This window comes from Paenibacillus terrae HPL-003 (assembly GCF_000235585.1).
Taxonomy (GTDB): domain Bacteria; phylum Bacillota; class Bacilli; order Paenibacillales; family Paenibacillaceae; genus Paenibacillus; species Paenibacillus terrae_B.
Genome location: NC_016641.1, coordinates 5,292,394 through 5,306,997 on the forward strand (window position 1 = coordinate 5,292,394; position 14,604 = coordinate 5,306,997).

A 14,604-nucleotide genomic window follows, 5' to 3' on the forward strand; every position below is an offset into this window, starting at 1 on the left:
GGTCTCACCCCAACTCCATATGCTTTGCACGCAACTGGCCGCACGCAGCGGCGATATCATGACCCTGCTCACGCCGGATCGTCACATTGACGCCTTTCTCGGCAAGAATGCGCTGGAAATTAAAAATATCGCTACGCGATGTGCGCACATATTTGCGCTCAGGCACATGGTTAACTGGAATCAGGTTGACGTGGCACAGCATGTCCTTCAGCACGTCCGCCAGTTCTTCAGCATGTTCCGCCTGATCATTCACTCCGCCAATCAAGGCATATTCAAACGAAATTCTCCGGCCTGTTTTAGCAAGATAGTAACGAAGCGATTCCATAACATCCTGGAAAGGATAACGTCGGTTTACAGGCATTAGCTTCGAACGAAGCGCATCATTAGGCGCATGAATGGATATTGCCAGATTAATCTGGGTATCCTCGTCCGCAAATTTGTAAATATTCGGCACGATACCGCTGGTCGACACCGTGATGTGACGCTGACCGATATTCAGACCCTTTTCATGAATCATCGTACGCAAAAATGTCATGGTCGCTTCATAGTTTTCAAAAGGCTCACCCGAACCCATAATGACGATGCTGCTCACACGTTCATCCGTCTTATCCAAAATTTTCTGTGCCTGAACGACCTGCGCAGTAATTTCACCAGCGGTCAGGTTGCGTTTGAGTCCTCCAAGCGTCGAAGCGCAAAATGTACAGCCGATCCGGCAGCCCACTTGAGTCGTTACACAAATACTGTTTCCGTAATTGTGTCTCATAATAACTGTCTCGATAGCATGATCATCATGCAGACCAAACAGGAATTTCACCGTACCGTCCTTCGACTCCAGCTTTGTAATTTCATGAAGCGTCACAAAGCTGAACTGGTCCTCAAGCTTCTCTCTCAGCGACTTGGACAAATTCGTCATCTCACTGAAATCATTGACCCGCTTCACATACAGCCAATCAAAAATTTGTCCTCCGCGAAAAGCAGGCTCGCCATTACGCTTGGCCCAGTCCTGCAGCTCCTCCAGAGTTAAATCATATATAAAAGGTTTCATCAATGTTTGCACCCGTTCCTTCTTCATTAAGTTCTGTTTAATTCTCACAGACAGTGTTTTTCATTCTTCCTATTTTAGCACAAATCCCTGAGGGGGTAAAAATTTTTCGTCCCAATGCAAAAACCGCCGGATGATATCCGGCGGAATGTGGAAATGTTGGTGGTTGACTGCCTGCAAGATGCTTACGAACTATTTCACCCGGCGCAGACGCGCGATATAAAATCCGTCGCTGTGAAAATGCTGCGGCAACAGCTGTATCGAGCCGCGCTGAGCATGGTCCATGCCGTCAGTTACGTCTGGGAAGGAATGTCCTTCTGCCAATTCATACTCGGGATGCTCACCTAAAAAGCGAGTGATTTGCCCTTCATTTTCATCCGGTTCAATCGTGCATGTACTGTATACCAGAATACCGCCCGGCTTCAAAAGCTCAGCTACGCTGTCCAGCAGTTCATGCTGGAGCTGTGTGATGTCGCGGACATCCTGTGGAGTTTTACTCCAGCGCAAATCAGGCTTGCGGCGGATCACTCCAAAACCGGAGCATGGCGCGTCGAGCAAGACGCGGTCAAATGATGCCGGAGCATAACGATTTTTCAACTCAAGTGCATCCCCGGTGACCGTTTCCACGGCATCCAGCCCTAGCCGGTCTGCCTGTTCCTGGATTAGCCGATGTTTGTGAGCATGCAGATCGTTGGCGATAATCCGGCCCTGATCCTTCATCAACTCAGCCATATGAGCTGTTTTGCCGCCCGGAGCAGCGCAGCAATCCAGTACCAGCATATCCGGCTCAGGTGCAACCGCCTCAGCGACAAGCATAGAGCTTTCATCCTGCACGGACAGCAAGCCGTCCGTATACCAGGTAGTGAGCGCCATATTTCCGCCGCTGCGAACGACAATTCCGTAAGGGCTAACCGCCGATGGAACAGCATCCATCCCTTTTGCAAGCATCTCGATCAAGAGTTGATCACGAGTGGTCATTGTCGTGTTCACCCGCACGCTGACCGCAGGCGGCTCATTATTAGCGCGGCAGATGGCTTCCGCAATATCCACACCGTATTGCTTGATCCAGCGCTTGACCAGCCACTGCGGATGGGAATGCTCCAATGCAATCCGTTCCTCGGCTGACAGCCCGTCCGGAATGCGCAGCTTGTCCGGCTCACGCAGCATGCTGCGCAACACGCCGTTGACCATCCCTGAAATCCCTTGGTGTCCGCGACGCTTGGCAATGGTCACTGCCTCGCTTACGACTGCATGATCCGGAATGCGATCCAGATATACGATCTGATACACACTCATTCGCAACAGTGAACGTACCCAAGCCTGGAGCTTGGCCGTTCCTTTCTGAACAAACTTGTTCAGAAAATAATCCAGCGTATTCCGGCGTGCAACCGTACCGTATACAAGTTCCGTAGCCAAGCCAGCGTCACTCGCGGACAAGCCCGCCTGTTGAAGCCGACGGTTCAGCTCAAGGTTGCTATATGCACCCTCCTGCTCAACTCCCGTCAGCACATCCAACGCAACTTCCCTAGCCGTCTGATTACGGGTCTTGCCTGCTCTTGCACCAGTGTCCCTGCCTTGACCTCCCTGACGGGAGTGACCGCCGCTCACCCGAGCACCGTGCCCGGCTTCATCTGGCCGCCACGAGCAAAGTTCCCGGCTTCCATAACCTTCTTACCTGCCGGCTGCACCTGTGTCAGCCAGAGCGTACCCTTGCCCGTCTGTACTTCAACGCCACGGGCAGTCAATTGCAGTACTGTTCCGGGTGCTGGAGCATTTGAACCAGCCGCTTCACTATTGATGGAGGGCTGCTCAGCTGCCCATATTTTAAAAACATTTTCTTCCCATAGTGTAAATGCACCTGAAAACGGAACCAGCCCGCGAATCCGGTTGTATATTTGCTGCGCACTGTCATTCCACGGAATACGCTCATCGTCGCGGTTCAGGTTCGGAGCGTAGGTTGCCTCCTCCTCGTTTTGCGGCGTGCGACCTGATTGCCCTGCCAGCAGCTTAGGCAGCTCATCCTGTAAAAGTCTCGCTCCAGCTATACTGAGCTTCTCAAAAATTGAACCGGATGTATCCTCCGGTTCAATAGCAACCTCAACCCGCGATATCATATCGCCGGTATCCAGGCCCTCCGCCATATACATCAGTGTCACACCCGTAACGGTTTCGCCGTTAATAATTGCACGCTGGATCGGCGCCCCTCCCCGATAACGAGGAAGCAGCGAACCATGTACGTTAAGACAGCCGAAACGGGGCAAGTCCAATACGGATTTAGGCAGAATCTGCCCATAAGCCGCTGTTACGATCAGATCCGGACGCAGCTCCGCCACCTGAGCCACCGCTTCCGGCTGGCGCAAGCGGGTCGGTTGAAGCACGGGCAACCCGCGCTTCTCTGCCGCTTCCTTGACCGGCGTAGGCGTTAATATTTTTTTCCGCCCTGCGGCTTATCCGGCTGCGTAATGACACCGACTACATTATAGCCATTGTCCAGCAGCATGTTCAACGAAGGCACAGCGAAATCCGGCGTGCCCATAAAGACGATACGAATGTCTTGACTCATCGAACCTCACTCTCCTGTCTGGCGGTTCGGTCCTGGCTGTTCCGGAGCAACCTCATATACTTTTTCCGCAATATCCGTAAATAAAACTCCGTTCAAATGGTCAATTTCATGTTGAAAAGCCCGAGAAAGCAAGCCTGTCGCTGTAACCGTAATCGCCTTACCATCACGGTCCAGCCCCTTGACAGTAACCTTCTCGGCACGACGCACATCACCATTTAACCCAGGAATACTTAAGCAGCCCTCAGCACCAAATTGCTCGCCTTCTTCGGACACAATTTCAGGGTTAATCATTTTAATTAAACCATGCTCATCCCCGGCATCCACAACGATTAGACGCTTCAAAATACCTACCTGTGGAGCAGCAAGACCCACTCCCTCAGCTTCATACATGGTATCTGCCATATCGTCGAGCAGCTTTTGCACGTTAGGCGTAATTTTAGTAACTTCCTTTGCTACTTTGTGCAATACATCATCCGGTTCCAACACTATAATTCTAATTGACATGACAATAAAACACCTTCCTCTTTATCCTTCATTTGAGCTCCGTCGTATTCACAACAAGCGCGACTGCTACATTATCCTATGTACGGACGGCTTGTCCGCATTAACTGTGCCAAAAACTTTTACGCATACGCTACATAAGCATTTGCGGATCGACATCCAGACTGATCAGCAGCTTTTGGGCCTGTGCGGATTCCGCCATTTCATCAGCTACCTGCTGGGCCAGACCAATTGCGTCTATATTTCCACGCCATTTTATCATACATTGAAATCGGTATCTATTCTTGATTCTCGAAATCGGTGAAGCCACGGGCCCCAAAATGTCAAGTACATCCGATGTAAGCCGATCCATATTGCCGAACCAACCCCTTTGTCTCGCTCTCCCTTGTAGTGTGGCTGAATAGTTCTCAGCCAGCCGAACCAGTACCGGGAGCTGCTCATGAGAGAAGGTCACCAAAATGAGACGGCAATACGGTGGATAATGCAGATTACGGCGGTGTTTTAACTCTTCCCTGACAAAAGAACCGTAATCGTGCCGACTCGCGTGAATAACCGAGTAATGCTCCGGTGTATAGGTTTGCACGAACACTTCCCCAGGCAATTGATGCCTCCCGGCGCGTCCGGCTACCTGTGTCAGCAACTGGAATGTCTTTTCCGCAGCCCGAAAGTCCGGTAAATTAAGCGCCGAATCCGCTGTGATGACCCCTACCAGCGTTACATCGGGAAAGTCCAGTCCTTTGGCAACCATTTGGGTGCCGAGCAGCACATCCGCTTTTTTATCACGAAATTGCTTAAGCAGCTTTTCATGAGCATTTTTTTCCGTCGTTGTATCGACATCCATCCGCACGACGCGTATACCGGGAAACAACTTTGCCAGTTCCTCTTCCACTCGCTGAGTACCTGTACCAAAGTAGCGAATATGCTCACTACCGCATTCCGGGCAAACCTGAGGCACGGACTCAGAATAGCCGCAGTAATGGCAACGTAAATTGTTTGACCGCTGATGATATGTGAGCGAAATATCGCAATGCGGGCAACCCGCCACATAGCCGCAGCTACGGCACATGACGAACGTGGAATGTCCGCGCCGATTCAGCAGCAATACTGTCTGTTCCTTACGCTCCAGCCGCTCTGCGATTCCGTTATGCAATGCACGGCTGAACATGGAACGGTTGCCAGCACGCAGTTCCTCGCGCATATCCATGATATGCACCTCGGGTAATGAGTTCCCCAGTGCGCGTGTCGGCATTTCAAGCAGCAGCGGCGCAAACTCGTCATTGCTTTGCGAGCGGGCCGCATAATAGCTTTCCAGCGACGGCGTAGCCGAGCCAAGAATAACCACAGCCCCATGCTGATGGGCTCTGCGTACGGCCACGTCACGCGCGTGGTATTTGGGTGTCTCTTCCTGCTTATAAGAGGTTTCATGTTCCTCATCCATAATAATAAGGCCCAGTTCACGAAAAGGCGCAAATACAGCCGAGCGGGCGCCAATCGCCACCTTCACACGGCCTTCGCGTATTTTGCGCCACTCGTCGTAACGTTCGCCCCCGGACAGTCTGCTGTGCATCACCGCGACCTGATCACCAAAGCGACCTTTAAAACGCTCTACCATTTGCGGTGTTAACGATATTTCCGGAACCAGCACAATCGCCTGACGCTTCTGCTCAATACAGCGTTGAATCGTCTGTAAATAAATTTCCGTCTTGCCGCTGCCCGTAACTCCATGCAGCAAATAAGCTCCTTGCTCACGCGTATCCAACTGCCGAATGATCCGTTCATACACGTATTGCTGCTCTTCGGTGAGCGGCAACGGCTTCGTAGGCTTGAAGTTTCTACCCCGATAAGGGTCGCGGAACACCTCTACATCCTCAAGCACCGCATAGCCCTTATCCTCCAGCGCCTTGACCGTTGCGGCTGATACACTAAGCGAGGTCATGACTTCCTTCAGCGGCAGGGGCAGGAACTCGCTGCGTTCCAGCAAAAAAGCAAGTACCTCCCGCTGACGCTGCGCTTTGATGGAAAACTGTTCCAGCGCCGCTGATGCCTCGTCTATGCCGATAGCCAAATCCACGGCCTTCATGGTCTTCTTACCAAGCTTGTCCTTAATAACCTGACTCTCCTGAAGCACCCCCCGGCGCAACAGCGATTTAATAATCTCTGCTTCTTCCGGGAAACGGCGGCTTAGCTGCTGAAGCGGGACTTGCTCCTTCTCCTGAATAAAGCTGACAATCTGGCGTTCAGCCGGGTCACTCATACCATCGTCAGTCAGGAGAGCCCATTCGGGTTCTCCCCTCATATCCAGCCGCATGGTTCGATGGGTATCCGCTTCTGAACCGTAATTCAAAACGTCAGTAGCAGGCAGATGATCTGCGAACTCATGCTGCTCAGTGATAGAAATATAACGTTCAGCCTTGCCCTTTAGCGCTGTAGGAATCATCACTTGCAGCGCCATAATTTGATTGCAGGCATAACGTTCGCTTATCCATTTACCCAGTTCTACCAGATCCGGAGAAAGGGGCGGTACCAAATCCAACAGTTCCTGTATCGCTCTCATCCGATATTTCGGCGGCTCCTCGGCCGGTACTACCGAGATGACAAAAGCCTGCACCGTCCGTTTGCCGAACGGCACTGCAACCCGGCTCCCCGGCTCAATCCATGGCCGCATCGACTCAGGGATCAGATAATCGAAAGTACGATCCGTATCCTTAGCGGGCACATCTACAATAACTTTGGCAACTAAATTGCCCATTTCCATTAATGCAACACCCCACCCATACGTCTAGCCGCTATCGTAAGCAGCTTACGCGCTACTTCTTCCTTTGACTGCACAGGAATGCTTTCTACCATTCCGCCACGGTCATAAATTTGTACAGCATTCGTATCGACGCCAAAGCCTGCTCCATCAGCAGTTACATCGTTAGCTGCCAGAAGATCACAATTTTTCCGCTCCAGCTTATCCATGGCATACGTCTCCAGGTTCCCAGTCTCCGCGGCAAAGCCAATTAAAAATTGCTGCTTCTTGCTTCGTCCGAGTGACTCCAGAATATCGATATTCTTCACTAACTCCAGTGTAAATGTACTATCCTTCTTTTTGATCTTGGTCTGTGCCGCCTCACGAGGTCGATAGTCTGCAACCGCAGCAGCCATAACGACCAAATCGCTATCTCCCCACTGTCTGAGCACAGCACTATACATGTCGTCAGCGGACTGAACTCTTTCAATCGAAATGCCCACAGGAGGCTCCGCACTTGTATTTGCAGCAATCAAATGCACATCGGCCCCCAACTCCTGAGCCACTTTTGCGATGGCAAAGCCCATTTTACCAGAAGAGTCATTCGTAATATAACGTACCGGATCAATTCTCTCGATCGTGCCTCCAGCAGTTACAATCACTTTTTTGCCCGACAGCAACCGTTCATCGCCGTTCAGCAGCGAACCTTGTGATTGTCCACCCGAATCCACAGCTTCTCCACCAAACCAACGTGGCTCCAGCTTGTTGGTGACGCCCTTACTTTCCTGTTCTTGCTGTTCAAAAAAACGTTCTACCGTTTGTACGATGGTTTCCGGCTCTTCCAACCGTCCTTTGCCAACATAACCACAAGCCAGCAATCCTTCACCCGGCTCAATCATCATGACACCGCGGGATACGAGTGTTTCCATGTTTTGCATTACTGCGGGATGAGTGTACATATGCACGTTCATAGCAGGTGCTACCATAATAGGTGCTGTCGTAGCCAGCAGCGTTGTTGACAGCATGTCATCAGCAAGCCCATGAGCCATTTTCCCGATGATATTCGCGGTTGCAGGAGCAACCAGCACCAGATCGGCCTTGTCCGCCAGATGAATATGGGATACGACGGACGGTTCTCTTTCATCAAACGTGTCACTGTATACTGGATTACGAGAGAGAGACTGAAGCGTAAGCTCGGTAATAAACTCCTTCGCGGATGCCGTCATAATGACATGAACCTCGGCTCCCTTTTGCGTTAGCTTACTACACAGCGCAGCACCTTTATAAGCGGCAATTCCGCCAGTAATACCAAGAATAATAACTTTCCCCTTCAACATCGTTAACTCCCCCTGACCGAAAAAAATAACAACCTTGCGGTTGTCAAAGGAATTGGCATTGCGCCCGGTTATAATAATTGTCTATAATTCTTATTCGTCTTCGCCACTTTCAAGACGCAAATGATCTGCATAGATCTCTTCCAACGCTACTCCAACTTGCTTGTGGGATCTAGGATTCTTGAGAGTCGTCTTCTCACCCTCGCGCAACTGTCTGGCACGGCGTGAAGCCGCTACAACCAACGAATACTTACTATCTGCCTTTTTCATCATTTCATCAATGGAAGGATACAGCACGAATAGACACCTCTTCATGTAGTTTTGGGACTATACAAGCTGAATTCCAGTGTACCTTTCCGAGTTCAGCTTGTATAGTAATTTTCTCTTTAAGTACGCTTGGCATATATAAAGTCCTCATTTATGGATGGACTTTACAATGTTCGGCGATAATAATGGATTCTATTCGTTTACAAGCGAAATCAATCTCATCATTGACAACCGCATAATCATAGTGACGCAACAGATTCATTTCATCCACAGCTACCGACATGCGGTGATCAATAGTTGCCTGAGTTTCTGTACCCCGTCCCCGAATCCGGTCCTTCAATTCATCCAACGAAGGTGGAAGCAAGAAAATGAAAATGCCATCAGGAAATTTCTCCTTCACTTTGAGCGCTCCCTGAACCTCAATCTCCAGAAAAATATCTTTTCCCTGCGCAAGCGTCTGATCTACAAAATCACGTGGAGTGCCGTAATAGTTACCTACGTACTCTGCATGCTCCAGCAGCTCATCCCGTTCAATCATGCCCAAAAACTGTTCACGCGACTTAAAAAAATAGTTAACTCCGTCCTGTTCCCCCATGCGGGGCGTACGGGTTGTCGCGGAAACTGAGTATGTCAATTCCGGCAGTTTTTCACGCAGTGCGCTGCCTACTGTTCCTTTGCCGACACCCGAAGGTCCAGATAATACAAATAATAATCCCTTAGCCATAGTACACTCCATTTTTATTCGTCATTGTCATCATCTTTAGTGGATAGTCGATGAGCGACCGTTTCCGGCTGCACCGCAGACAAGATCACATGATCACTGTCTGTTATAATAACAGCTCGTGTCCGGCGGCCATAGGTAGCGTCAATCAACATATGACGGTCCCTAGCTTCTTGTATAATCCGCTTGATCGGAGCAGACTCCGGACTGACGATGGAGATAATTCGGTTGGCCGACACGATATTGCCGAAACCAATATTGATCAATTTGATTGCCATATTCAGGTCTTTCCCCCTATACATGTGACTATTGCAGCCGTGCCGCTACCAGGTAGCTACTCGATGTTTGCAGCCTGCTCACGAATTTTTTCCAGCTCCGCCTTCATCTCGACGACTAAATTAACTAGCGCAAGATGATTGGCCTTGGAGCCGATCGTGTTGACTTCCCTGTTCATTTCCTGGATTAAAAAATCTAATTTGCGACCGGCTGGCTCGTCCGACAGCAGCAATTCCCTGCATTGCCCAAAGTGACTTTGAAGCCGGGTAAGCTCCTCATCAATACTGCTGCGATCCGCGAATAAAGCAATCTCCATTCCGAACTTATGCTCATCAAGCGTAAATGAACCATCCTGAAGCTCAGTAAGCCTGTGTTTTAGCCTGTTACGGTAGTCGCTCACAACATGAGGAGCCAGCACAGTCATTTCATGATGCAGGGATTCCAGACGGGAAATACGGGATTCCATATCCTGTGCCAAATGCCCGCCTTCTCGACTTCTCATGTTCAGCAGTCCCTGCAATGCTTCATTCAAAGCTTGCTGAAGCTGCTCTTCCCAGCCCTCTTCGTCTCCATCGCAAGCCTCACCAGGCTCACCCAGAACGTCAGGCAACGCAAGAATGTCGCTTATACCCAACGTTCCCTTCACGCCGTACCGATCCGCCAGCTGCTCCGCTGCGTGCAAATAAGCCTGCACTACAGTGTCATTCAACCGTGAGGCGGGTATCTGTTCTTCATCACGTTCCCTGTGAATGAAGACGTCGACACGGCCGCGCTTGATCTGCTGTTGAACCGTTCTTCTCAAGCCATCTTCATAACGAGTCCATTCGCGCGGAATCCTCATCATCACTTCGCAATAGCGGTGATTCACCGATTTCAGCTCCAAGCGCACTTTATAGCCTTCATAGTGAAGGATGGCTTGACCGTATCCGGTCATACTCAATGACATCGGCATCACATCCATTATACTATTGTAATTGATTATTATAGTCGAAACAAGGGGGCCTGCACGCTGCCGGATTTTTGCCATACATAAGAAGTCAGCTCCGCCGTCATTTCATAGAACATAAATGGAGTCATTAAATAGATACCGTTAAAATGCTCCATCGCCGTATCAAGCAGCTCCTTGGCAATGGTCACGCCCATCGCGCGGCCTTCCTCACCCTCCAAGCCAGACATACGCGCACGAACCTCATCGGACAACTGAATGCCAGGTACCTCGTTGTGCAGATACTCTGCATTGCGCCCGCTGGCCAGTGGCATAATACCGATAAAAATCGGCACCTCCAAATGACGAGTCTGTTCCGCCATGGCTATAATCAGCTCATGGTCGTAAACGGGCTGGGTCATAATGTAATCCGCGCCGGAAGCGATTTTCTTCTCCAGACGCTGCACAGCTTTGCCCAAATGCTTGACATTGGGGTTAAAAGCGGCACCCACCACAAAATTAGCTTTTTGCTTGAGTGGCTTGCCGGAAAAAGCGATACCGTCATTCAACTGCTTGATCATACGTATAATTTCAAAAGAAGTCATATCATACACCGAGCTGGCACCTGGCAAATCACCGAACCGCGCCGGATCTCCTGTAACGGCCAATACATGATCAATGCCCAGCGCATCAAAACCCATCATATGGGACTGGGTACCAATCAGGTTACGGTCACGGCAGGCAATATGAATTAGCGGTCGCAAGCCCGTTTCAAGGCTCACCAAATGCCCAAGCGCCATGTTGCTCATGCGAGTAACCGCAAGTGAATTGTCTGCCAGCGTAAGCGCGTCGGCCCCGGCTGCTTTTAGTGCCTGTGCCCCCTGCATGAACCGTGTAATGTCCAAATCGCGCGGAGGATCAAGCTCTACAATTACCGTATGCCGTTCCTTGACCAATTCCACAATATTGGGTTCGCTGGCGTTTATACCATTGCCCCGTTCCCCTTCACGTGCAATCTGTTCCGGCTCAGCCACAATGACTGGCGCATCTGTCAATATCTCTCTTGGAGCCAGAGGAGGAGGCTGCAAACCATTCAAAGCTTTAGAAATCGCTGCGATATGCTCTGGTGTGGTGCCGCAGCAGCCACCGATGATTCTCGTACCCAGCTCTACGAAGGAAGCAGCGCATTCCCCAAAATATTCAGGAGATGCACCATACACATAGTGACCATCCACATAATCCGCCAGACCCGCATTAGGATATACCGACAGCGGTACAGATAGCGGACCATCCAGCTGCTCCATCACACTCATAATCCCCTGTGGGCCAGAGTGGCAGTTAAATCCGAGGATATCCGCCCCTTCATTACGCAGCACTGTAAAAGCCTCTTCTACCGAAAATCCGTCCTGTGTACGCCCTACCTGATCGACCGCAAATTGGCAAATTACTGGGATATTACTATATTTACGTACACCACGAAGGGCAATGCGCACTTCATCCAGCGAATAGAACGTTTCGCACAAAATGCCATCTACCCCTTCGGAGAGAAGTGCATCAATCTGCTGATCATAGTTACGTGCCAGCTCTACCTTTGATATATTAAGCCGTTTGCCACCGCATATGGAGCCTACCGCACCCACCACATAATGCTCCGGGCCAGCCGCCGCTCTGGCAATTCTCACCCCGGCACGGTTAATTTCTTCCACCTTGGATTCCAGCCCGAATCGAGCCAGCTTATAATCATTTGCAGAAAACGTATTGGTCTCCAGCAACCGTGCTCCCGCTTGCAAATATTGACGATGCACGTCTGATATGACATCAGGCGACGTAATATTCAGCTCTTCGTAAGACGTATTTACCGGAAATCCAAGCTGATATAAAAAGGTTCCCATTGCGCCGTCTCCGACAATAATTTCACGCTCCAGCACAGTACGCAAATCCGGTTTCATGTCCTCTTCTCCACCCCGCTCTTTATTTTCATACTAATGTAACATAAAGAGACTGCAAACATAAGCCATAAACAAAAAAAGCCGCCCCACTCCCTATTATTATGCGATCAGGAGCGAAGCAACTTGACTCATCATTGCTATTTTCTATTATCTTTATTGCAATTTTCCATCAGCGGAATGAAGAGAGAATGCGTAAAAGGTTCCTTTTTTATTCACTTTACCCACAATAGAGGGCGTCCCCTTTTGTTTTTTTGAAAATGTATATGCATTCCCTTGGATTTCAACATTGTAATCGGATAAATTGATGTTAAATAACAGTTGAACCTTGGGCTTTGCCAGCTTCAAAGCTTCAGAGGCCGTATATTTAGGGCTGGTAAACGATTTTTTGAAATCCGTGTCATCGTTCCAGTCCACCCCAAAGGTGGATACAGCCAGCACTTTGCCGGTTACTGCGCCAATCTTGACCTCACTCGCCTCGTTTGCATCCTCAAACGACCAATAAGAAAGTCCCTTTGCCTCGTCCTTGTAACGTGAAGCATGCTGCACCGTGATACGCTGTCCGCTAACGCGCTTGAAGCTATTCACCGCACGATTTAGCAACACAGGGTCCACCTGCTTCAGCGGGTAGTCAGCATTAATGGTGATGCTATTGCCGCGATCCACATCGACGTACAGCGAGGAAGCCTTTTCCCCAGCACCCCAGAATACCCAATAATTCGAGGGCTTGTTAGACTGATAAGGGGATCTGACCCGCCAGAATGCCTCGAATTGCAGGGGACGCTTGCTGTCAAACGCTTTGGCGCTGTTCAGCACTTTAGCTTTGAGGGGCGCGTCCATCGCCTTTGCCAAGCTGCTTATTTTATATCGAACGGTTGTAGAATCCACTCTGTTTTTTTCCTTATTATATTCCGTCTGAAACGTAGCTGTTCCATCCTCCAGTTCGCCCTCGACAATCCAGGTTTTACCCATATCCGTCACATCGTCAAATTGAAATGCCGTCTTCGTACCGATGAGTTCTTGTACTGCCTTTTCCAAACGATTCACGACAGTAGGGGTTAGTGAGCCGACCTGCTTATCAGTCGTTTTTTCCGCAGTAGCAGGAACAGTCGCGGCCTGAGCCGGAAACGCGGCGACTACAAATATAAGAGCTGCAAACGCTGAAATCCAACGAAATTTCCGCACCATGAACGGCCTCCTTATCGTTTTCTCATTTTCTATATTATACATTGTTCAGACGTCAAAAAAAGACAGAATGTTGCTTCGCGCCCCGCATTTCCTTCATTTTATACAAAAAAAGGCAAAAAAAAGAAGACCGCTAAGGTCTTCATCACACTTATCCCAATCTTCCTCTATCACATGCTGTATCGCTTATTTCAGGACAAACGACCATCGTACACAACCTCAGCCGGCCCCGTCATATATACATGATTGTCATTCTCGTTCCATTCGATATCCAGATCTCCGCCTTTCAGGCTGACAATCGCGCGGCGGTCACTGTATCCGTTCAATACAGACGCCACAAGCGTAGCACAGGCTCCGGTTCCACATGCCAGCGTAGGCCCGGCTCCCCGCTCCCATACTCTCATGTCAATGTGGTCCCGGCTTCGTACCGTAGCGAACTCGACATTTGTTTTTCTAGGGAACAACGGATGGCATTCCAGCTTCGGCCCCCAGGCTTCCAGATCAAAGTCAGGTGCATCCTCAACATAAATGACACAGTGCGGATTACCCATAGATACCGCTGTAAAACGAAAGCCGCTGCCTCCGGCTTCGATGGATTGGTTGATGACACTAGCCAGATCCAGCGTTGTTGGAATTTTCAAACCCTCCAGAATCGGTTCTCCCATATCCACCTTCACTTGACGTACAAGTCCGTCCACTACGGTCAATTCGACCTGCTGCACACCTGCACCCAGCGTCTCAATCGTAATCTGCTCACGGCTGATATGCTTGCGGTCATACACATATTTGGCTGCACAACGGATGGCATTTCCGCATTGCTCAGCCTCCGAGCCGTCTGAATTAATGATACGCATGCAGAAATCCGCTTTTTCAGATGGCAATATATATACCAGACCATCAGCGCCAACACCAAAATGTCGGTCACACAGCCGAACAGCCAATTCCGAAGCGTCAGGCGGCAATTCCCCATGCCCAAACCAAACGATAAAATCATTACCCAATCCGTGCATTTTTGTGAATTCCATAGCTTCCCCCCGCCGTTGCTGCTAATCTCATGCTCCTTATGAAGCTTTGGTTCCATGATAGCATACAGGGCAAAAAGGGAAAAGTGAT

Annotated in this window: 12 protein-coding genes and 1 pseudogene; all 13 read right to left on the minus strand. The window is 49.9% G+C overall.

All coding sequences use genetic code 11. The features are described 5' to 3' along the window. Positions 1–4: 4 nt before the first annotated feature. The 13 genes and pseudogenes from rlmN to dapF all read right to left on the minus strand — a co-directional run bounded on the left by rlmN (position 5) and on the right by dapF (position 14,516). The gene (gene rlmN, locus HPL003_RS23525; protein ID WP_043922892.1) at positions 5–1,045 is read right to left on the minus strand and encodes a dual-specificity RNA methyltransferase RlmN; all 1,041 of its coding nucleotides are present in this window, start codon (positions 1,043–1,045) and stop codon (positions 5–7) included. Between the two features lie 189 nt (positions 1,046–1,234). Continuing rightward, positions 1,235–2,650, minus strand: a complete 1,416-nt coding sequence (gene rsmB, locus HPL003_RS23530) for a 16S rRNA (cytosine(967)-C(5))-methyltransferase RsmB (protein ID WP_014282296.1) — start codon at positions 2,648–2,650, stop codon at positions 1,235–1,237. Then, positions 2,647–3,605: pseudogene (gene fmt, locus HPL003_RS23535) on the minus strand (methionyl-tRNA formyltransferase). Before fmt ends, rsmB begins: the two are co-directional and overlap by 4 nt. Before the next feature lie 6 nt (positions 3,606–3,611). Next, positions 3,612–4,109, minus strand: coding sequence for a peptide deformylase (def, locus tag HPL003_RS23540; protein WP_014282297.1), 498 nt, complete (start codon positions 4,107–4,109; stop codon positions 3,612–3,614). 130 nt (positions 4,110–4,239) lie between these two features. Continuing rightward, complete coding sequence (priA, locus tag HPL003_RS23545; RefSeq protein WP_014282298.1) at positions 4,240–6,861, minus strand: primosomal protein N'; 2,622 nt, start codon at positions 6,859–6,861, stop codon at positions 4,240–4,242. Next, positions 6,861–8,174, minus strand: a complete 1,314-nt coding sequence (coaBC, locus tag HPL003_RS23550; RefSeq protein ID WP_014282299.1) for a bifunctional phosphopantothenoylcysteine decarboxylase/phosphopantothenate--cysteine ligase CoaBC — start codon at positions 8,172–8,174, stop codon at positions 6,861–6,863. The genes priA and coaBC overlap by 1 nt, the downstream gene beginning before the upstream one ends. A 90-nt stretch (positions 8,175–8,264) precedes the next feature. Then, positions 8,265–8,468: a DNA-directed RNA polymerase subunit omega gene (gene rpoZ, locus HPL003_RS23555; protein WP_014282300.1), complete on the minus strand. Its 204-nt coding sequence runs from the start codon at positions 8,466–8,468 to the stop codon at positions 8,265–8,267. Between the two features lie 121 nt (positions 8,469–8,589). Continuing rightward, positions 8,590–9,162 carry a guanylate kinase gene (gene gmk, locus HPL003_RS23560; protein ID WP_014282301.1) on the minus strand — a complete coding sequence of 191 codons (573 nt, stop codon included), beginning with the start codon at positions 9,160–9,162 and terminating at the stop codon, positions 8,590–8,592. A gap of 14 nt (positions 9,163–9,176) precedes the next feature. Next, positions 9,177–9,437 (minus strand): extracellular matrix/biofilm regulator RemA, encoded by a 261-nt coding sequence (gene remA, locus HPL003_RS23565; protein WP_005548256.1) that lies wholly within the window; start codon positions 9,435–9,437, stop codon positions 9,177–9,179. 56 nt (positions 9,438–9,493) lie between these two features. Beyond that, positions 9,494–10,381: a YicC/YloC family endoribonuclease gene (locus tag HPL003_RS23570; protein WP_014282302.1), complete on the minus strand. Its 888-nt coding sequence runs from the start codon at positions 10,379–10,381 to the stop codon at positions 9,494–9,496. Between the two features lie 35 nt (positions 10,382–10,416). Continuing rightward, the gene (locus HPL003_RS23575; protein ID WP_014282303.1) at positions 10,417–12,309 is read right to left on the minus strand and encodes a bifunctional homocysteine S-methyltransferase/methylenetetrahydrofolate reductase; all 1,893 of its coding nucleotides are present in this window, start codon (positions 12,307–12,309) and stop codon (positions 10,417–10,419) included. Between the two features lie 153 nt (positions 12,310–12,462). Then, positions 12,463–13,491: a hypothetical protein gene (locus HPL003_RS23580; protein ID WP_043922893.1), complete on the minus strand. Its 1,029-nt coding sequence runs from the start codon at positions 13,489–13,491 to the stop codon at positions 12,463–12,465. A gap of 191 nt (positions 13,492–13,682) precedes the next feature. Beyond that, entirely contained in the window at positions 13,683–14,516 is an 834-nt protein-coding gene (gene dapF, locus HPL003_RS23585) for a diaminopimelate epimerase (RefSeq protein ID WP_014282305.1), read from the minus strand. Between the last annotated feature and the right edge of the window lie 88 nt (positions 14,517–14,604).

Bases quoted from the DNA above. Each gene is read 5' to 3' on its own strand.
- priA (WP_014282298.1), bottom strand. From the start codon at position 6,861: ATGGAAATGGGCAATTTAGTTGCCAAAGTTATTGTAGATGTGCCCGCT.
- dapF (WP_014282305.1), bottom strand. From the start codon at position 14,516: ATGGAATTCACAAAAATGCACGGATTGGGTAATGATTTTATCGTTTGG.
- HPL003_RS23570 (WP_014282302.1), bottom strand. From the start codon at position 10,381: ATGTCATTGAGTATGACCGGATACGGTCAAGCCATCCTTCACTATGAA.
- HPL003_RS23575 (WP_014282303.1), bottom strand. From the start codon at position 12,309: ATGAAACCGGATTTGCGTACTGTGCTGGAGCGTGAAATTATTGTCGGA.
- rlmN (WP_043922892.1), bottom strand. From the start codon at position 1,045: ATGAAACCTTTTATATATGATTTAACTCTGGAGGAGCTGCAGGACTGG.
- def (WP_014282297.1), bottom strand. From the start codon at position 4,109: ATGTCAATTAGAATTATAGTGTTGGAACCGGATGATGTATTGCACAAA.
- gmk (WP_014282301.1), bottom strand. From the start codon at position 9,162: ATGGCTAAGGGATTATTATTTGTATTATCTGGACCTTCGGGTGTCGGC.
- remA (WP_005548256.1), bottom strand. From the start codon at position 9,437: ATGGCAATCAAATTGATCAATATTGGTTTCGGCAATATCGTGTCGGCC.
- coaBC (WP_014282299.1), bottom strand. From the start codon at position 8,174: ATGTTGAAGGGGAAAGTTATTATTCTTGGTATTACTGGCGGAATTGCC.